The sequence below is a fragment of the Antarctobacter sp. genome (assembly GCF_034670325.1).
Classification (GTDB): domain Bacteria; phylum Pseudomonadota; class Alphaproteobacteria; order Rhodobacterales; family Rhodobacteraceae; genus Antarctobacter.
In genome coordinates, this window is record NZ_JAXMNR010000002.1 from 390,912 (window position 1) to 407,975 (window position 17,064).

At 62.3% G+C, this 17,064-nt stretch carries 13 protein-coding genes; 7 read left to right on the forward strand and 6 right to left on the reverse strand.

The window, feature by feature from the left end; genetic code table 11:
* The first annotated feature begins 213 nt into the window (after positions 1–213).
* Both VOI21_RS07055 and VOI21_RS07060 read left to right on the forward strand, forming a co-directional pair.
* The gene (locus VOI21_RS07055; RefSeq protein ID WP_323769082.1) at positions 214–2,409 is read left to right on the forward strand and encodes a VWA domain-containing protein; all 2,196 of its coding nucleotides are present in this window, start codon (positions 214–216) and stop codon (positions 2,407–2,409) included.
* A 209-nt stretch (positions 2,410–2,618) separates the two neighbouring features.
* Positions 2,619–2,837 carry a DUF6500 family protein gene (locus VOI21_RS07060; protein ID WP_323769083.1) on the forward strand — a complete coding sequence of 73 codons (219 nt, stop codon included), beginning with the start codon at positions 2,619–2,621 and terminating at the stop codon, positions 2,835–2,837.
* A 130-nt stretch (positions 2,838–2,967) separates the two neighbouring features.
* Here the strand turns inward: VOI21_RS07060 and VOI21_RS07065 are convergent, their stop codons facing one another.
* From VOI21_RS07065 to VOI21_RS07090, 6 genes are all read right to left on the reverse strand, one after another.
* Positions 2,968–3,957, reverse strand: a complete 990-nt coding sequence (locus tag VOI21_RS07065) for a hypothetical protein (RefSeq protein WP_323769084.1) — start codon at positions 3,955–3,957, stop codon at positions 2,968–2,970.
* Positions 3,958–4,262: 305 nt separating this feature from the next.
* Positions 4,263–5,351, reverse strand: coding sequence for a sn-glycerol-3-phosphate ABC transporter ATP-binding protein UgpC (locus tag VOI21_RS07070; protein WP_323769085.1), 1,089 nt, complete (start codon positions 5,349–5,351; stop codon positions 4,263–4,265).
* A gap of 14 nt (positions 5,352–5,365) precedes the next feature.
* Complete coding sequence (locus VOI21_RS07075; protein ID WP_323769086.1) at positions 5,366–7,021, reverse strand: alpha-glucosidase; 1,656 nt, start codon at positions 7,019–7,021, stop codon at positions 5,366–5,368.
* 90 nt (positions 7,022–7,111) lie between these two features.
* Complete coding sequence (locus VOI21_RS07080; protein ID WP_323769087.1) at positions 7,112–8,446, reverse strand: carbohydrate ABC transporter permease; 1,335 nt, start codon at positions 8,444–8,446, stop codon at positions 7,112–7,114.
* Between the two features lie 13 nt (positions 8,447–8,459).
* Positions 8,460–9,479: a sugar ABC transporter permease gene (locus tag VOI21_RS07085; RefSeq protein ID WP_323769088.1), complete on the reverse strand. Its 1,020-nt coding sequence runs from the start codon at positions 9,477–9,479 to the stop codon at positions 8,460–8,462.
* 96 nt (positions 9,480–9,575) lie between these two features.
* Entirely contained in the window at positions 9,576–10,841 is a 1,266-nt protein-coding gene (locus tag VOI21_RS07090) for an ABC transporter substrate-binding protein (protein WP_323769089.1), read from the reverse strand.
* A 247-nt stretch (positions 10,842–11,088) separates the two neighbouring features.
* Here VOI21_RS07090 and VOI21_RS07095 point away from each other — a divergent pair, with 247 nt between their 5' ends.
* From VOI21_RS07095 to eno, 5 genes are all read left to right on the forward strand, one after another.
* Complete coding sequence (locus VOI21_RS07095) at positions 11,089–12,111, forward strand: substrate-binding domain-containing protein (RefSeq protein ID WP_323769090.1); 1,023 nt, start codon at positions 11,089–11,091, stop codon at positions 12,109–12,111.
* Between the two features lie 9 nt (positions 12,112–12,120).
* On the forward strand, positions 12,121–13,443 hold the full coding sequence (locus VOI21_RS07100) for a GH1 family beta-glucosidase (RefSeq protein WP_323769091.1): 1,323 nt from the start codon (positions 12,121–12,123) through the stop codon (positions 13,441–13,443).
* A gap of 19 nt (positions 13,444–13,462) precedes the next feature.
* Complete coding sequence (locus tag VOI21_RS07105) at positions 13,463–14,434, forward strand: ROK family protein (RefSeq protein ID WP_323769092.1); 972 nt, start codon at positions 13,463–13,465, stop codon at positions 14,432–14,434.
* Between the two features lie 111 nt (positions 14,435–14,545).
* The gene (locus VOI21_RS07110) at positions 14,546–15,418 is read left to right on the forward strand and encodes a DMT family transporter (RefSeq protein WP_323769093.1); all 873 of its coding nucleotides are present in this window, start codon (positions 14,546–14,548) and stop codon (positions 15,416–15,418) included.
* 221 nt (positions 15,419–15,639) lie between these two features.
* Complete coding sequence (gene eno / locus VOI21_RS07115; protein WP_323769094.1) at positions 15,640–16,914, forward strand: phosphopyruvate hydratase; 1,275 nt, start codon at positions 15,640–15,642, stop codon at positions 16,912–16,914.
* The last annotated feature ends 150 nt before the right edge of the window (positions 16,915–17,064 follow it).

The window sequence follows — 17,064 nt, forward strand, 5'->3', positions numbered from 1 at the left end:
TATTGCAACCCGAGTGTACATAGGGGGATTCCCCGGTTTCGCCAATGGAAAAGCGTGAACAAAGTGTGAACTTGCAAAAGGCTTTGGCGGAACCCGGCGGCATTGTGCCGGGAAAATAGCCGAAAACGTTCGGCAACAGTCAGGGAAACCTTTCCTTGCCCCCACGGCGTGCAGGGTGCAGGCTTTGGCCATTACCGCCAAAGGGGGATTTCCATGACACGGTTTCGCCGCGCCGCATGGGCGCTTTGTGTACTGCCTAGCCTCGCGCTCGCGCAGGAGGACGTGAACTCCATCCTCGTGCTGGATGCGTCGGGCTCCATGTGGGGACAGATCGACGGGGTCACCAAGATCGAGATCGCCCAAGGCGTCGTCGGCGACCTGCTTCGCACCTTGCCCCAGACGCAATCCATCGGCCTGACCGCCTATGGCCACCGCACCAAGGGCGACTGCACCGACATCGAAACCCTTGTCCTGCCCGGTGCCGCCAGCCGCGACGCAATCAGCGCGGCCGTGAACAAGCTGCGCCCGCGCGGCAAGACACCGATGACCGACGCGGTGGTCGCCGCCGCCCAGGCGCTGAAATACACTGAGGACCCAGCCACCGTGATCCTTGTGTCCGACGGGATCGAGACCTGTAACCCCGACCCCTGCGCCGCCGCCCGCGCGCTGGAAGAGGCGGGCGTGAACCTGACCGTGCACGTGGTCGGCTTTGACGTCAGCGACCCCGAGGCGCGCCGCCAGATGCAGTGCCTTGCGGATGAAACCGGCGGGCAATTCCTGCTGGCCGCCAACGCGACCGAACTGGGCTCCGCGCTCAGCGAAGTCACGCAGGCGCAGCCGGTCTATCCCACGCTGTTCGTCGCCACCGATGGCGCAAACGGCGGGCGGATCGAAACCCCGCTGATATGGGACGTGAAACAGGGTGAGGAACTGGTGGTCGATCTGGAACGCAACGCCAGCTTTTCCCGCGACCTGATGGCTGGCACCTACACCGTCTCCGTGCTGCGCCCCGATGATGAGGCCAGCGTCGAGAAAACCTTTACCGTGGTGGACGCGGGCCAGACCGTGACGCTGGAACTGCCCAGCTCGCTGCCCGACGCCTCTGTCAGCGGCCCTGCCTCTGCGGTGGCCGGGTCGACGATCCGGGTCGACTGGGACGGTCCGGACGCCAAGGGCGACTACCTCTCTGTCGCCAGTCCCGACGACGACGGCTATGTCAACTACGTCTACACCCGCGACGGCACGCCCGGCGCGCTGGTGATGCCGCCACAGCCCGGCCCCTATGAACTGCGCTACATTATGGCTGACGGCAAGGTCACGCTGGCCACGCAACCGATCACCGTGACTCAGGCGCAGGCCACACTGGACGCCGCCGATACCGTGCCGGTCGGGGCAACCCTGCCGGTGACATGGACAGGCCCCGACTACAAAGGCGACTACCTCGCCGTGTCCCGGCTGGATGACAAAGGCTATGTCAACTACCGCTACACCCGCGACGGCGACCCGGCGGACCTGGTGATGCCACCCGAAGCGGGCAGCTATGAACTGCGCTACGTCATGGCGCAGGACAAGACCGTGCTGGCCACCCGCGCGATCACCGTCAGCGATGTGGCCGCCACGCTGGATGCGCCTGACACCGCCCCCGCCGGGGCCGCCATCCCTGTCGGCTGGACCGGACCGGACTACAAAGGCGACTATATCTCTGTCTCCAAACCCGATGACAAAGGCTATGAGACCTATACCTACACCCGCGAAGGCGCGCCGCTAAAGCTGACCATGCCCGCCGATCCGGGCACCTATGAGGTCCGCTACGTGATGGCGCAGGGCAAGACGGTTCTGGCCTCCACGACCATCGAGATCAGCAGCGTCAGCGCCACGCTGGACGTGGTGGCAGAGGCGCGCGCCGGGGCCCCGGTTCTGGTGGCATGGGACGGACCGGGCTATCAGCCCGACTACATCACCGTGGCCGATGCCGACATGCCCGCCAACAAGTACCACGCCTACACCTATGTCCGCGAAGGCACGCCCCTGATGCTCCAGATGCCGTCAGAGCCCGGCACCTATGACATCCGTTATGTCGCCGCCAGCGAAGGCACCTCTGTGGTCGGCAAGACGCAGATCACCCTGACAGAGGTCACCGCCAGCATTGACGCCCCGGACAAGATCCCCGCAGGCACCGTGCTGGGCGTCAACTGGGACGGGCCGGACTACAAGGGCGATTTCATCAGCCTCGCCCGTGAGGGCGACCCGGACAAGGACTACAGCGTCTATAAATACACCAACGAGGACAGCCCCATGGTGCTGAAACTGCCAGAGGGTCCGGGCAAGTATGAACTGCGCTACGTCATGGGACAGGACAAAAAGGTGCTGGTGCGCAGGCCGATTGAGCTGACCTACGAGCCACAATAAGGCACAGGACGTGACAAAGGGCCGGCTCCTGCCAAGGGGGCCGGCCCTTTGCCTATGTGTCGATGATCGCGGCCCATCCGCCCATGCGATCCTCACCAATACGTTGGACAGTTTCGCATCCAAGGCAGCCAAGTACATTGGGTTGTGACGCCTTTGGGGTCACTTTACGTTCCGAAAAACGCCGCAGCTAAGTAAAGGTCGCACTCACTATGAGGCCCACTCTGAGAACCAAGGCCATCGCGATCTGCAATGAGAAGATTGCCAAAAAAGGCGACGCAGTTGGTCTGTCGTTTTATGCATTTTTTGCCAACAGGAATGACGATCCAGAATTACTGATGGAAGCGGCAGAATGGTGGATCAAGACACACAAGCTTGACCATTTTGAGAAGGCAAAGAAAATCCGGGATATGATGATCTCGGGCGTTTGAGCCAAAGCAACGTCGACCGGAGCGCCGCCATGTCGGGCAAAATCGCCCTCGCAGATTCCTGCAACAGCGATCGAGTCTTGAGAGCCGTAACAGACTGAAGGCCCGCCTGTTGGATCAGACGGTTTCTGTTTCAGTCCCCGACCGGGGCCAATGCGGTCGCCGCGCATTGGGACAGCGCCTGTTCCAGCACCGCACCGGCACCGCCCAGATTGACCGTCACAATCGTGTCCACGGTTTCATAGACCGGGATCAGGGAATCAAAATTCACGGTCCGCCCCTTTGCCATCGCCGCCAACAGCCCCGGCGGCACCGGGAACACATAGGCCCCGTCACGCCGTCCCGTGACAATTTCGAATACCTCATGGCCGACAAAAGCCGCGCCAAAATTGGTATCGGACGGTGGCGGCACCTCATCCACATGCAGCGCCATCTCACCCTGCCCGTCGGCCCCGCAGCGCACATGCAACTGCGCCTGATCATTGTCGGACGGCGAAAAGGCCGTGGGCCCCTCCCAGAACGGCGACCGGGGCTCTACCGACCATCTGGACAACAGATCGGGCAGGTCAGCCGGAACAATCTCCACGCCCGCGCGCGCCGTCAGATCGCCAGAGCCACAGGCGCGCGACAGTCCTTGAAAGATCGGATGTTCCGGTGATGGTCCGGTTGCTGCCCGTTGTGTTGCCTCCGGGTCGTCGATGCCGTCGCCTTCGACGACGATCAGGGGCTGGCCATCTATCAGGTGCTGGATAAGCGCCTCTTGCCCCGGCCAGCGGTCCCCTCCCTCTTCGGCCGGGTAATATCCCATGACAGACCCCATCTCTTCATCCTGACGGATCCACGGGATGGCAAAGTGCTGTCCGCCAATCCGCAGATGGACCGGTTTGCGGTCAGGTGAGGGGTCCGCGTTTATGAAACTGTAACTCAGGGCCAACGCCTGATTGCTGGGGGAACAGGTCAGCATGAAGGAAAAGTCATAGCCCTCATCCCAATACCCGCCCGCCTCATCGGCGGGATAGGCCAGCCGCGCCAGATCGCCGTTCCACTGGCCTTTGGCCTCTGCCGGGCCACAGGTGGCCATTACGGCGCAGGCAAGGGTGGCCGTCCGAATAGTATTGATCATGAAAACACTGGCTCCAATAGATTTGGCGAATTGCTTCGCCTGTCAGGATCACCATTGTCGACACCGGCCACGCGTTCAACCCATTTGCGGGCGCACCGCTTTTCCGGGTTTGATTGCCGCCTTGTCCGTGATGCAAATACGGTCTCAGGATCGCACGCCCCCCTGCGCGCCCCCTTTGACCCGCACCGCCGGATCGCGGGCTTTTCAGGTCTCCCGCCCCCGCTCCAATCCTAACGAAAGGTAAATTCGTCTCTGTAACCCTTTGATTTTTCATACCGGCCACGCTGTCCACATGTGGACAGCCCTTACCGATACAGCAGCGACACCCCGTCCGCGAACAGATGCACCTTGGCCGGGGCCGCCCCCAAAGTCACCGTCTTGCCCCGCATCTCATGGTGGATGCCAGGCAGCTTGGCGATGACCGGATCGCCCCCATGCTGCGCCTCGAAATAGAGCAGCGTGACCTCCCCCAAAGCCTCGATGATGTTGACCTTGCCGGCAAAGGCCGCCTCGCCTTCGGCGGCGACAAAATCCTCAGGACGGATGCCGACGTTGACCTTCAGCCCCATGTCCGCCCCGGTGGTCGGATAGTCCGAAACGGCCGTCCCCCCGGCGTCCAGTTTGACGGTCGTTTGGGCCCCCGTGGCGATCACCTCCCCCGGCAGCAGGTTCATCGAGGGAGAGCCGATGAACTGCGCCACAAACTCGCTGTTGGGCCGCTCATACAATTCCAGAGGGCTGCCCACCTGCGCGATCCCCTTGTTCGCCAGCACCACGATCCGCGTCGCCAGCGTCATCGCCTCGACCTGATCATGGGTGACGTAAATCATCGTCCGGTCGGGCATCTGCTCCTTGAGCTGTGAAATCTCGATCCGCGTCGCCACACGCAGCGCCGCGTCGAGGTTCGACAGCGGCTCATCGAACAGATAGACCTTGGGGTCGCGCACGAGCGACCGCCCGATGGCCACCCGCTGCCGCTGACCACCCGACAGCGCCTTGGGCAGACGATCGAGGTAGGGGTCCAGTTGCAGCATCTTCGCCGCCCGGTTCACCGCCTCTTCGATCTCTGACGGGGATTTCTTCGCCAGCTTGAGCGCAAAGCTCATGTTCTCGCGCACAGTCATGTGCGGGTACAAAGCGTAGCTCTGGAACACCATCGCAATGCCGCGCTGCGCGGGCGGCACGTCGTTGACGACCTGCCCGTCGATCTCCAGCGTGCCGCCGGTGATCTTTTCCAGCCCGGCAATCATCCGCAGGAGCGTGGACTTGCCACAGCCCGACGGCCCGACAAAGACGATCAGTTCACCCTGTTTGATATCAAGGTTGATGTCGCGCAGCACCTGCACGGTCCCGCCATAGGTCTTTTCGACATCGGTCAGTTTCAGATTGGCCATGTCCGCTCCCCCATTTATGTGTTTGATCGCCGCGCCAGCGCGGGCTGCCAAGGTCCAAGATGCAGCTTGCCGTCCGGCGCGGCGTGGGCGCTGCCCAGTTCCTGCCCGATCTGCTGCCAGTCACCCGCAGGCATCTCCATCACCGCCGGCTCACTGCTGAGGTTGACTGCGACAAAGACATCCTCGCCGTCATGGCTGCGGATGAAATGCACGATACTGCCAGTGGATTTCACCCGGTCATGTGCGCCCTTGACCAGCGCGGGATGCGCGGCGCGGAAATGGATCGCCTTGCGATAGTGGTGCAACAGTGCACCCGGGTCTTGTTCCTGCGTGGCCACGGCGTGCGACAGATGCGCGTGGCTGACCGGCAACCACGGGGTCGCCTCCGAAAAGCCGCCATTCTGGTTCGACGGTTCCCAGACCATCGGCGTGCGACAGCCGTCGCGGCCCTTGAACTCGGGCCAGAACTCGATCCCGTAGGGGTCCTGCAGGTCCTCAAAGGGCACATCGGCCTCCGGCAGGCCCAGCTCTTCGCCCTGATACAGGCAGACAGAGCCGCGCAGGCACATGATCAGCGTGGTAAAGGCCTTTTGCGCCTGCGGTGTGAGGTTCCAGCGCGAAGCATGGCGGACCACATCATGGTTGGAGAAGGCCCAGCAGGCCCAGCCGTCTGTGACCACATCATCCACCCGGCCCATGACATGGGCTATGCGCGCGGCGTCCGGTTGATCGCCCGACAGAAACTCGAACGAGTAACACATATGAACGCGGCTATCGCCGGAGGTGTATTGCCCCATAATCTCCAGCCCACTTTGCGCATCGCCGACCTCACCCACGGCCGTCGTCGCCGCGTATTCGTCCAGCACCGCGCGAAAACGTTCGAGAAAGGCAAGGTTTTCCGGCTGGTTCTTGTCGTAGAGGTGCAGCTGGTGATTGTACGGGTTCACGCGCGGCGCGATGGTCGCGTCGCGCTGATCCACCGGCAGCGGCGGGTTGTCGCGCAATTGCTTGTCGTGGATGTAGAAGTTGATGGTATCCAGACGAAACCCGTCGACGCCCCGGTCCAGCCAGAACCGCACGCTGTCCAGCAGCGCATCCTGCACGTCGGGAGTGTGGAAGTTCAGATCCGGCTGTTCGGTCAGGAAGTTGTGCAGGTAATACTGCTCGCGTCGCGCATCCCACTGCCATGCAGGACCGCCAAAGATCGACAACCAGTTGTTGGGCGGCGTGCCATCCGGCTTGGGGTCCGCCCAGACGTACCAGTCGGCCTTGGGGTTGTCGCGGTTGGCCCGGCTTTCGACGAACCAAGGATGCTGGTCCGAGGTATGCGACAGCACCAGATCGATCATCACCCGCACGCCCAGCTTGTGCGCCGTGTCCACCAGCACGTCGAAATCGCTTAGCGTGCCGAACATCGGGTCGACGTCGCAATAGTCGCTGACGTCATAGCCAAAGTCCTTCATCGGCGAGGTGAAGAAGGGTGAGATCCAGATCGCATCGACGCCAAGGCTGGCCACGTAGGGCAGCCGCGCGGTGATGCCGTTCAGATCACCGATCCCGTCGCCGTTGCTGTCCTGATAGCTGCGCGGATAGATCTGGTAGATCACCGCGCCGCGCCACCAGTCCTTGTCGGCGGAAAGCTCTGTCGCGGAGTTAATTTGCACGTTCATAAGGTCCGTTTCCCGTCCCGGGCCTGACCCGGAACCTGTCGGCCCCGGTGCCCGTTGTCAGAGGCCCCGGGTCAGGCCCGGGGCGCGTTGTCATTTCACAGAGCCGGCCAGCAGACCGCGCACGAGATAGCGTTGCATGGCAAAGAAGACGACCAGCGGCACCGCGATCGACACAAAGGCCGCCGTGGCAAGGATTTCCCAGTTGCCGCCGCGCGTGCCCAGCAGCTCGACGATCTGGTTGGTCATGACGGTGGTCTGCCCCGAGGCATCGATCAGGAACACCTTGGCGACCAGCAGGTCATTCCATGTCCACAGGAACTGGAAGATCGCAAAGCTGGCCAATGCAGGAAACGACAGCGGCAGGATGATCTTGGTAAAGATCTGGAACTCTGTCGCGCCGTCCACACGGGCGTTTTCGATGATATCGCGCGGCAGTCCGACCATGTAGTTGCGCAGCAGGTACACCGCCAGCGGCAGGCCAAACCCGGTATGCGCCAGCCAGACGCCAAGGTAGCCCTTGCCGATGCCAAAGCTGAGGTGCAGCTTCAGCAGCGGGATCAGCGCCAGTTGCAGCGGCACCACCAGCAGCCCGACGACAAAGGCGATCAGCAGGGCACGGCCCGGAAAATCCATCCACGCCAGCGCATAGGCGGCAAAGGCCGCCACCACGATCGGGATGATGGTGGCGGGGATTGTCACTGTCAGCGTACTGAGAAACGCACGGCCCATGTCATCGGTGGTTTGCGCGCCTTCGGCGGCGCCACTGGACAGGCCAAACGCTGCGGCCAGAGCCAGGAACAACGCCAGTCCCGCCACGACGGGCAGACCTTGCGCGACGATCGACGGCTGCGCCGAGAGCACAAAACGCGCAATCCCCCACAACACCACGCCCGCGCCGACAAACAGCAGCAGCCGCTTTACAACGTCCTGCCCCAGAACCGTGTCATAGTTGCGCAGGGTGAACTCTGGCGGAATCTCGGCACTGACAAAGACGCGGGTGCCCCGGCTGCCGGTGAACTCTTCGGCGCTTTCCAGACGGTAATCGCCATTCTCCTGAATGGTGATCGCGCCACCGCCGCGCATTTCCGCCGTATCGCCGGGCTGGAACGCCGACACGTCGCGCGACGAGATACCGAAGGTCGAGATCGGCGCAGGCTCGCGCCCTTCGACGGCAAAGAGATTTCCCTCAATCACATAGACGCCGTCCTGCTGGATTTGTGCGTCAGGGTCAGCCGTGCGCAGCGTCAGGCTTTGTTCCGTGGGAAACAGGGCGTTCCACCAGCCGGAACTGGCGATCTGGTCCGCTGTCCGAAAGGAGGACACGAACAGCCCCACGGTCGGGAACAGCCAGAGCGCCACCAGCAGAACAACCGAGATATGAACCGCCCAGGTGAGCGAGGATTTATGGCCTGCGATATTTTCCATGTCTTCGCCTCCCTCAGCGCATTTCCTTGCGGGCCTGCCGCACGTTCCAGACAAGGATCGGCGTCACAAGCAGCATGATCACCATGGCCGAGGCCGATCCGACCCCCCAATCCCGCGTCACGAAAAGCTGGTTGAACATGTAGTTGGCCAGAACCTGCGTGCCCCATTGGCCGTTGGTCATGGCAAAGACGATGTCAAAGATCTTGAGCACCACCAGCGTGATCGTCGTCCAGACCACCATGATGGTGGGCATGATCTGCGGCACCTTGATCTTGAAGAAGATCTGGAACGGGTTGGCGCCATCGACGATGGCCGCCTCGATGGTTTCCTCGGGGATGCCCCGCAGTGCCGCTGACAGGATCACCATGGCGAACCCGGTTTGAATCCAGACCAGCACCACCATCAACAGGAAGTTGTTCCAGAACGGCACCGTCAGCCATTGTTGTGGATCGTTACCGGTCAATGACACGTAGATCGCATTCAGCACCCCGATCTGCGCGGCATCGGGTGGGCGTGCGTCGTAGATCAGTTTCCAGATCACCGCCGCGCCGACAAAGGAGATCGCCATCGGCATGAAGATCAGTGATTTCGCCAGATTGCCCCATGAAATCCGGTCGGTCAGTTGCGCCGCCAGCAAGCCAAAGGCTGTGGACATGGCCGGCACCACGATCAGCCAGAGCATATTGTTCCACAGCGCCTCCCAGAACTTGGGGTCGCCGGACATCTGGATGTAATTGCCCAGACCCACGAACTGATAGACCGTCGTCCCGTCCGACTGCGTCACCCGTTCCGTCAGGGACAGGCGGATCGTCTCGAACACCGGATATGCCAGATAAAGCGACAGCGCGAACAGCGCGGGAAACAGAAACAGCCAAGGCCGGACCATATTGGCACGGTTGATGTTGCGCCCCGCGTGTTTTCCCTTGGCCGGAAAGATGACGCGATCCAAAATCTCGTTCGACGCCCAGAAATAGCTCAGGCAAGCGCCCACGCCGATCACGATTGTCAAAAGCCCCTGCAATGCCGGATGCATGGCGCTCTCCCCCCAATTTGTGCTGCTGTGTCGGCCTAGTGGCCCGTTGACTGCCCCGCAGAGGCGGGACAGCCGGTCGTCCCGGTGACGTCGCGGTTACTTCAGCGCGTCCCAGCTGTTCTGGATGGCCTTGGCCACGTCCGCAGCCGGTTTGCCGCCCGCGTAGTCGACCATGCCGGTCCAGAAGCTGCCAGCCCCCACACCGCCGGGCATCAGGTCCGAGCCGTCAAACCGGAAGGTGGTGGCATCCAGCAGAATGCCGTTCATCTTGGCCGTGGCCTCATCCGAGAACTTGGAAGCATCCACCGATTTAAGCGGCGTCAGAAAACCGCCACGCGCCATCCAGATCTCATGCGCCTCATTGGTTTGCAGGAAGGCAATCAGATCATGAGCGGCGTCGTTTTCATTGGTGATCGCCCAAAGCGTGCCCGCCCCCAGCACAGGCTGGCCCAGATCCTTGCCCTCATACGCCGGGAAGTAGAAGAAATCCGCGTCCAGACCGACCTCGGTTCCTTCGGGGAAGAAGGCCGGGATGAACGACGCCTGATGGTGCATCATGCACTGCGCCGGCGCATCGAACAGGCCCTTTGGGCTGTCACGGAAATCGGTCGAGGCAACCGCACCACGGCCACCCGCAACTTTGCCGTCCTCGATGAAAGCGCCAAACGCCTCGATTGCGCCGACAACCGCCGGATCGTCAAAGGGAATTTCGTTGGCCACCCATTGGTCATAAACCTCGGGCGGCTGGGTGCGCAGCATCATGTCCTCGACCCAGTCGGTCGCGGGCCAGCCGGTCGCCCCGCCCGATCCCAGACCGATACACCACGGCGTCTCGCCGTCCTCAATCATCTGCGCCTCAAGCGCCTTGAGCTCTTCCATGGTGGTCGGGACGTCGTAGCCGAAGTCCGCAAAGTTTTCCGGGTTGTACCAGACCAGAGATTTCACATCGACCTTGTAGAAAAACCCGAACAGCTTGTCCGCTCCGGATGCGTCTGCATAAGAGCCCAGGCTGACCCAGCTGTCGCCCGCAGCATAGTTTTCGCGAATCCAGTCACCGGTTCCGTCCTTGAGCGGGGTCAGAAACCCGCGTGACGCCATGTCCGACGCAAGGCCCGGCTGCGGAAAGACCGCGACGTTGGGGGCCGATCCGGCCTCGGCGTCGACGACGATCTGCTGCTCAAAGCTGTCAGAGCCGACGTAAGACACGTCATGACCTGATTGGGCCGCGAAAGCATTCAGAACTGACAGGACAGACTCCTGGTCGGGGCCAAGCCATGGGCCGAAGACGGTCAGCTTTTCAGAGTGGGCCATGCCCGCGCTCAGGGCCAGGGCCGCGGCGCTCAGGTAAAACGGTGACTTCATTCTTGATCCTCCCAATCCCACGCCATCCCACGTGGTCTATTTCAGTCTTCCAGCGCCTCTCTTTTTACTCTTTCAAAGCGCTTTGGGTTTTGCCACTATCTCTGAGTCGCCCCTACCTGTCAACATTTCAACCCAAGCGGACAAAGAAATCAAATGCTGCGGTGCAGCTAGGCCGGCTCTGGGCACAGAGCGCGCGACACGTCTCCCCCCTTGACAAATCCGAAGCGCTTTGGGCGATATAGACATCATGAACCTCAAGCAGCTTTCCGAGCACCTCAAACTGTCACAGACCACCGTCAGCCGCGCGCTGAACGGCTTTCCCGAGGTCAATGAAAAGACCCGGGAGCGGGTGCTGCGGGCTGCCAAAGACCTTAATTACAGTCCGAATGCGCGGGCCAAGGGGCTGGCCACGGGGCGCGCGCAGGCCATCGGCCATGTGCTACCGATCAGCGATCAGCATGAGATGGTGAACCCGATCTTTGGCGATTTCATCGCCGGGGCGGGACAGACCTACGCCAAGGAAGGCTACGAGATCGTCATCAGTCTTGTCCGCGACAAGGAGCAGGAACAGGCCTATCGGTCGATCCTCAGCCGGGGCAATGTCGACGGCATCATCGTGCACGGGCCGCGTATGGCCGACAGCCGTATCCCATTGCTCAGCGAACTAGGCCTGCCCTTTGTCGTGCATGGCCGCGCGTCAGAAGTGAACCTGCCTTATTCCTGGCTCGACACCAACAACAGCCGCGCCTTCCGGAGGGCCACGGAGTTCCTGTTGGATCTCGGGCATCGTCGCATCGCGCTGATCAACGGGTTGGAGTTTCTGGATTTTGCCTACCGCCGCCGCGAGGCTTATGTCACCGCGCTGTCCGACCGAGGCATCACCATCGACCCGGCGCTGATGCGCTCTGACGAGATGACAGAGATCTTTGGCTATCGCTCCGCCCGCGACATGCTGCGCGGCATCGCGCCGCCCACCGCTTTTCTGGTGTCCTCGATGATCACCGCCATCGGTGTGCGCCGCGCCATCCATGAGGCCGGTCTGGAAATGGGGCGCGACGTGTCCGTCATCACCCATGACGACGATCTTGGCTATCTCAAGAACGGCCATGACGTTCCGATCTTTACCGCCACGCGGTCCTCTGTCCGCAGCGCCGGGGCCAAGGCCGCCGAGATGCTGCTGCACCTGATCCGCAATCCCGGCTCCCCACCCCTGACACAGCTGATGGAGGCCGAACTGATTATCGGCACCTCGACCGGCCCCGCGCAATAAAGGTATTCCATGCGACACAAGCGTTCAGACTTTCCCCGGGATTTCCTCTTTGGGGCCGCAACATCCAGTTACCAGATCGAGGGCCACGGCTTTGGCGGCGCGGGCCGCACCCAATGGGATGATTTCGCCGCAACCCCCGGCAATGTCGTCCGGTTCGAAAACGGCGTACGGGCCTGCGACCACTATCACCGCTACGAAGACGATCTGGACCTCGTCGCCGCCGCCGGGTTTGACTGCTACCGCTTTTCGCTGAGCTGGGCGCGGGTGCTGCCCGAGGGGCGCGGCGCGGTCAACCAAGAGGGTCTGGATTTCTACGACCGGCTGACCGATGCCATGCTGGAACGCGGGATCAAGCCCTGCGCCACGCTGTATCACTGGGAACTGCCCTCCCCCCTTATGGACATGGGCGGCTGGCGCAATCGGGATATCGCAGGTTGGTTCGCCGACTACACAGAGGTCATCATGTCCCGCATCGGCGACCGGATGTTTTCGGTCGCTCCGATCAATGAGCCGTGGTGCGTGGCTTGGCTCAGCCATTTCGAGGGCCACCATGCCCCCGGCGTGCGCGACATTCGCGCCGCCGCGCGGGCGATGCACCATGTCTTGCTGGCGCATGGCCGCGCGACCCAGACCATGCGGGGGCTGGGCATGGGCAACCTTGGCGGAGTGTTCAACTTTGAATGGGCGGACCCGGCGGATGACAGCGCCGAGGCGCGCAAGGCCGCCGACCGTTATGACGCGATCTATAACCGCTGGTTCCTTGGCGGCGTCTTCAAGGGGGCTTACCCGACCGAGGCGCTGGAGGGGTTGGAGCCGCACCTGCCCGCAGGCTGGCAGGACGACTTTCCCACGATTCAGGCCCCGCTCGACTGGTGTGGGCTGAACTACTACACCCGCAAGCTGATCGCGCCCGCAGGCTCTCCTTGGCCCGATTACCGCGAGGTAAAAGGCCCGCTGCCCAAGACCTTTATGGATTGGGAAATCTACCCCGAGGGGCTGTACAACTTTCTGACGCGCACGGCGCGCGACTATACCGGCGACCTGCCGCTGTACGTCACCGAAAACGGCATGGCGTCTCAGGATGTAATCAGCGGCGACACTGTCGATGACCCCGCCCGCACCTCCTATTTGGATGTCCATCTGGACAGCGTACAACGTGCCATCGCCGAGGGCGTACCGCTGAACGGGTATTTCATCTGGTCTCTGCTGGACAATTACGAGTGGGCGCTGGGATACGAAAAGCGGTTCGGGCTGGTCCATGTGGACTTTGACACGCTGGCGCGCACTCCAAAGGCATCGTATCAGGCGCTCGCCCACGCCCTGAAGTCCTGATCCCCGAAAGGCCACCGCCATGACCCAAGAGCTTTCCCCGGAGATTTCCGTTGTCGCCGACATCGGCGGCACCAACACACGGGTCGCCCTTTGCCGTGACGGACATATCCTAGAGGACACGATCCGTCGCTATCGCAATGCCGAGAACACCGGGATCGCGCCCGTTCTGGATGACTATCTGCGTGCACAAAAGGTGACGCCGGTGGCGGTTTGTGTCGACATGGCGGGGCCGGTACACAACGGGGTCGGCACGCTGACCAACCTCGACTGGAAGGTCGACGCCGCCGCCCTGAAAGCGGAAACCGGCGCAGCGCGGGTTGCTGTCCTGAATGACTTGCAGGCGCAGGGTTTTGCCGTGGCGCATCTTGGCCATGACAGCCTGTCGCCGGTGCTGACCGGGCGCGAAGCCCCCAATGACGCCGTGCGTCTGGTGGTCAACGTCGGCACCGGGCTGAACGCGGTGCCGGTCTATTCGCAGGATGGCCGCACCATGGTGCCCCCGGCAGAGGCGGGCCACATCTCACTGTTGGCGCGCACTGCCGAGGAGCTGCGGTTGGTCGAGTGGATCGCGGACCGGCACGGCCAGCCGGGGGTCGAAGACGTGCTGTCGGGGCGCGGTCTGGAACGGCTCTATGCGTGGGTTTGTCATGATGAGGGCGACGGCGACCCCCTGCCCGCCGCAGAGGTCATGGCCGAATTCGAGGCCGGTCAGCCGCGCGCGCAACGCGCCGCGCGTCTGTTTGTGCATTTTCTTGGCCGCTATACCGGCGATCTGGCGCTGACCACCCTGCCCTTTGGCGGCATCTACCTTGTGGGCGGGGTCACGCGGCACCTTGGCCCGCACCTGCGCAGTCTTGGCTTTGCAGAGGCCTTTGCCGACAAGGGCCGGTTCAACGCCTATATGACGCAGTTTCCGGTGGACCTTGTGACCGACGACTACGCCGCGCTGCGGGGCTGTGCCGCCCATCTGGCCGAACTGACAGCGGGGTAAAACACAGGCGGTGCCTTTCCGCTTGCCCCCCTCCGCCGTGCGGGCGATACCCTCGGGGTCAACTCACTCACCGAAGGCTTTGCTGATGTACCGCCCTGTGCAGGCGCTCGCATGATTTTGCGCGCCATTTCCCTGATGATCCTCTCGATGGCGCTGCTGTCCGGGGCCGATGCGTTTTTCAAGCTCGCCACCCATGTCGCCCCTATCGGGCAGGTCATGACATTGGTCAGCATTGGCGGCACGGCGCTGTTTATCGCCATGGCGCGGGTCGTGGGCGTATCGCTGTGGACGCGGGCGGCCCTGCACCCAATGGTTCTGCTGCGCAACCTGTTCGAGATCATCGGCGCGTTTGGCATGGTGGTCGGGTTGAAACACATCCCGCTGCCGGTCTTTGCCGCGATCATTCAGGCCGGACCGCTGGTGCTCACGCTGGGCGCGGCGCTGTTTCTGAAGGAACAGGTCGGCTGGCGGCGCTGGGTGGCGGTCGGGGTCGGGATTGTCGGGATGCTCATGGTGATCCGGCCCTTTGGAACGGCGTTCTCGGGGTGGGAGCTGTTTGCCGTCATGGGCATCACCGCCCTGTCGGCGCGCGATCTCGTCACCCGTATGTCGCCGCCCGAGATTCCGGCGCTGGCAATTTCCACATGGGGATTCGGAGCAACGGTCCTGCCCGGTCTGGCGCTTTGGGCGCTGGCGACAACCCCGTCCAGCTATACGCCCGCCGCGCTCTGGCCCATTCTTGGCGCGGTGCTGGTGACCACCACCGGCTATCTTGCGATCACTTCGGCGATGCGGATGGCCCCCGCGTCCATCGTGGCGCCTTTTCGTTATTCGCGGCTGGTGTTTACCACCGGACTGGGGATGCTGGTGTTCGGCGATCGTCCGGATTTCTGGACCCTCGCCGGGTCGGCGCTGATCCTTGTGGCCGGACTGTATACCTTTCTGCGCGAACGCCGCCTTGCGCGAGCCGCCGCATTGGCCTGAACCGCAGGCGCGGCCATCCGCCACCGCATCGTCTTGGGTTTTCAGAGCAACGTGACAGGACGACTGAAGGCTGACCGGCGCAGGTCCCGCCCCTGACCTGGTCCGCGCAGAGAACGTCACCTTATCCCCACAATGAGCCGTTAGCGCTATCGGCCACGTTTACTTTCCGTCACCTGCTGCTAAGAGAAGTGCAAGACCCACAGCCCCGAGGGACCAAACCCATGAGCACCATCATCGACATCCACGCCCGCGAGATCCTAGACAGCCGCGGCAACCCGACCGTCGAGGTCGACGTCACTCTTGAGGACGGCTCGGTCGGCCGCGCCGCCGTGCCCTCGGGCGCTTCGACCGGCGTCCATGAGGCCGTCGAAAAGCGCGACGGAGACAAGTCCCGCTACATGGGCAAAGGCGTGCTAGAGGCGGTCGCCGCGGTCAACGGTGAAATCGCCGAGGCGATCCTTGGCTTTGACGCCACCGAACAGGTCGCCATCGACCTTGCCATGATCGAACTGGACGGAACCGAGAACAAGGGCCGCCTTGGCGCCAATGCCATCCTTGGCGTCAGCCTTGCGGTGGCCCATGCCGCCGCCGATTTCACCCAGCAACCGCTGTTCCGCTACATCGGCGGCACCTCGGCGCGCACCCTGCCCGTCCCGATGATGAATATCATCAATGGCGGTGAGCACGCCGACAACCCGATCGACATTCAGGAATTCATGATCATGCCGGTCGCCGCGGACAACATCCGCGACGCGGTACGCATGGGCTCCGAGGTGTTCCACACGCTGAAAAAAGAGCTGAGCGCCGCAGGCATGTCCACCGGTCTTGGCGACGAGGGCGGCTTTGCCCCGGAACTGAAATCGACACGAGACGCGTTGGATTTCATCCTCAAGTCCATCGAGAAGGCCGGCTACAAACCCGGCGAGGATATCTATCTGGCGATGGATTGCGCCGCGACCGAATACTTCCGGGATGGCAAGTATGAGATGAAGGGCGAAGGCAAATCGCTCAGCATTGCAGAAAACGTCGACTACCTTGCCGCGCTCTGCGCCGACTATCCGATCATCTCGATCGAGGATGGCTGCTCTGAGGACGACTGGGAAGGCTGGAAGATGCTGACCGACAAGATCGGGAACAAGATCCAGCTGGTTGGCGACGATCTGTTTGTGACCAACCCCGCCCGCCTCGCCATGGGGATCGAGAAAGGCTGTGCCAACTCGATGCTGGTCAAGGTCAACCAGATCGGCACCCTGACCGAAACTCTGCAAGCGGTCGAGATGGCGCACCGCGCGCGCATGACCAACGTCATGTCGCACCGCTCGGGCGAAACAGAGGATGCAACCATTGCTGACCTCGCCGTCGCCACCAACTGCGGACAGATCAAGACCGGCTCTCTGGCCCGTTCCGACCGGTTGGCAAAATACAATCAATTGATCCGAATCGAAGAGATGCTGGAAGACACCGCAACTTACGCGGGCAAATCCATTCTGAGATAAGCTCTTAGTTTCAACATCTTGCAAGAACCGCCCTTTTGTCGGGGCGGTTCTATTCTTTTGGATAGGTATAAGCCAATCCAAGTGACGGGGCCGATTTGAACACGTATCTTGCGACGTGTTTAACGGTATTCCCGGCTGCCGTTGCGGTCG

What these genes read in the sequence shown, in the direction of transcription:
- VOI21_RS07055 (WP_323769082.1), top strand. Translation starts at nt 214, where the DNA reads ATGACACGGTTTCGCCGCGCCGCATGGGCGCTTTGTGTACTGCCTAGC.
- VOI21_RS07110 (WP_323769093.1), top strand. Translation starts at nt 14,546, where the DNA reads ATGATTTTGCGCGCCATTTCCCTGATGATCCTCTCGATGGCGCTGCTG.
- VOI21_RS07075 (WP_323769086.1), bottom strand. Translation starts at nt 7,021, where the DNA reads ATGAACGTGCAAATTAACTCCGCGACAGAGCTTTCCGCCGACAAGGAC.
- VOI21_RS07070 (WP_323769085.1), bottom strand. Translation starts at nt 5,351, where the DNA reads ATGGCCAATCTGAAACTGACCGATGTCGAAAAGACCTATGGCGGGACC.
- VOI21_RS07090 (WP_323769089.1), bottom strand. Translation starts at nt 10,841, where the DNA reads ATGAAGTCACCGTTTTACCTGAGCGCCGCGGCCCTGGCCCTGAGCGCG.
- VOI21_RS07080 (WP_323769087.1), bottom strand. Translation starts at nt 8,446, where the DNA reads ATGGAAAATATCGCAGGCCATAAATCCTCGCTCACCTGGGCGGTTCAT.
- eno (WP_323769094.1), top strand. Translation starts at nt 15,640, where the DNA reads ATGAGCACCATCATCGACATCCACGCCCGCGAGATCCTAGACAGCCGC.
- VOI21_RS07060 (WP_323769083.1), top strand. Translation starts at nt 2,619, where the DNA reads ATGAGGCCCACTCTGAGAACCAAGGCCATCGCGATCTGCAATGAGAAG.
- VOI21_RS07095 (WP_323769090.1), top strand. Translation starts at nt 11,089, where the DNA reads ATGAACCTCAAGCAGCTTTCCGAGCACCTCAAACTGTCACAGACCACC.
- VOI21_RS07105 (WP_323769092.1), top strand. Translation starts at nt 13,463, where the DNA reads ATGACCCAAGAGCTTTCCCCGGAGATTTCCGTTGTCGCCGACATCGGC.
- VOI21_RS07085 (WP_323769088.1), bottom strand. Translation starts at nt 9,479, where the DNA reads ATGCATCCGGCATTGCAGGGGCTTTTGACAATCGTGATCGGCGTGGGC.
- VOI21_RS07065 (WP_323769084.1), bottom strand. Translation starts at nt 3,957, where the DNA reads ATGATCAATACTATTCGGACGGCCACCCTTGCCTGCGCCGTAATGGCC.
- VOI21_RS07100 (WP_323769091.1), top strand. Translation starts at nt 12,121, where the DNA reads ATGCGACACAAGCGTTCAGACTTTCCCCGGGATTTCCTCTTTGGGGCC.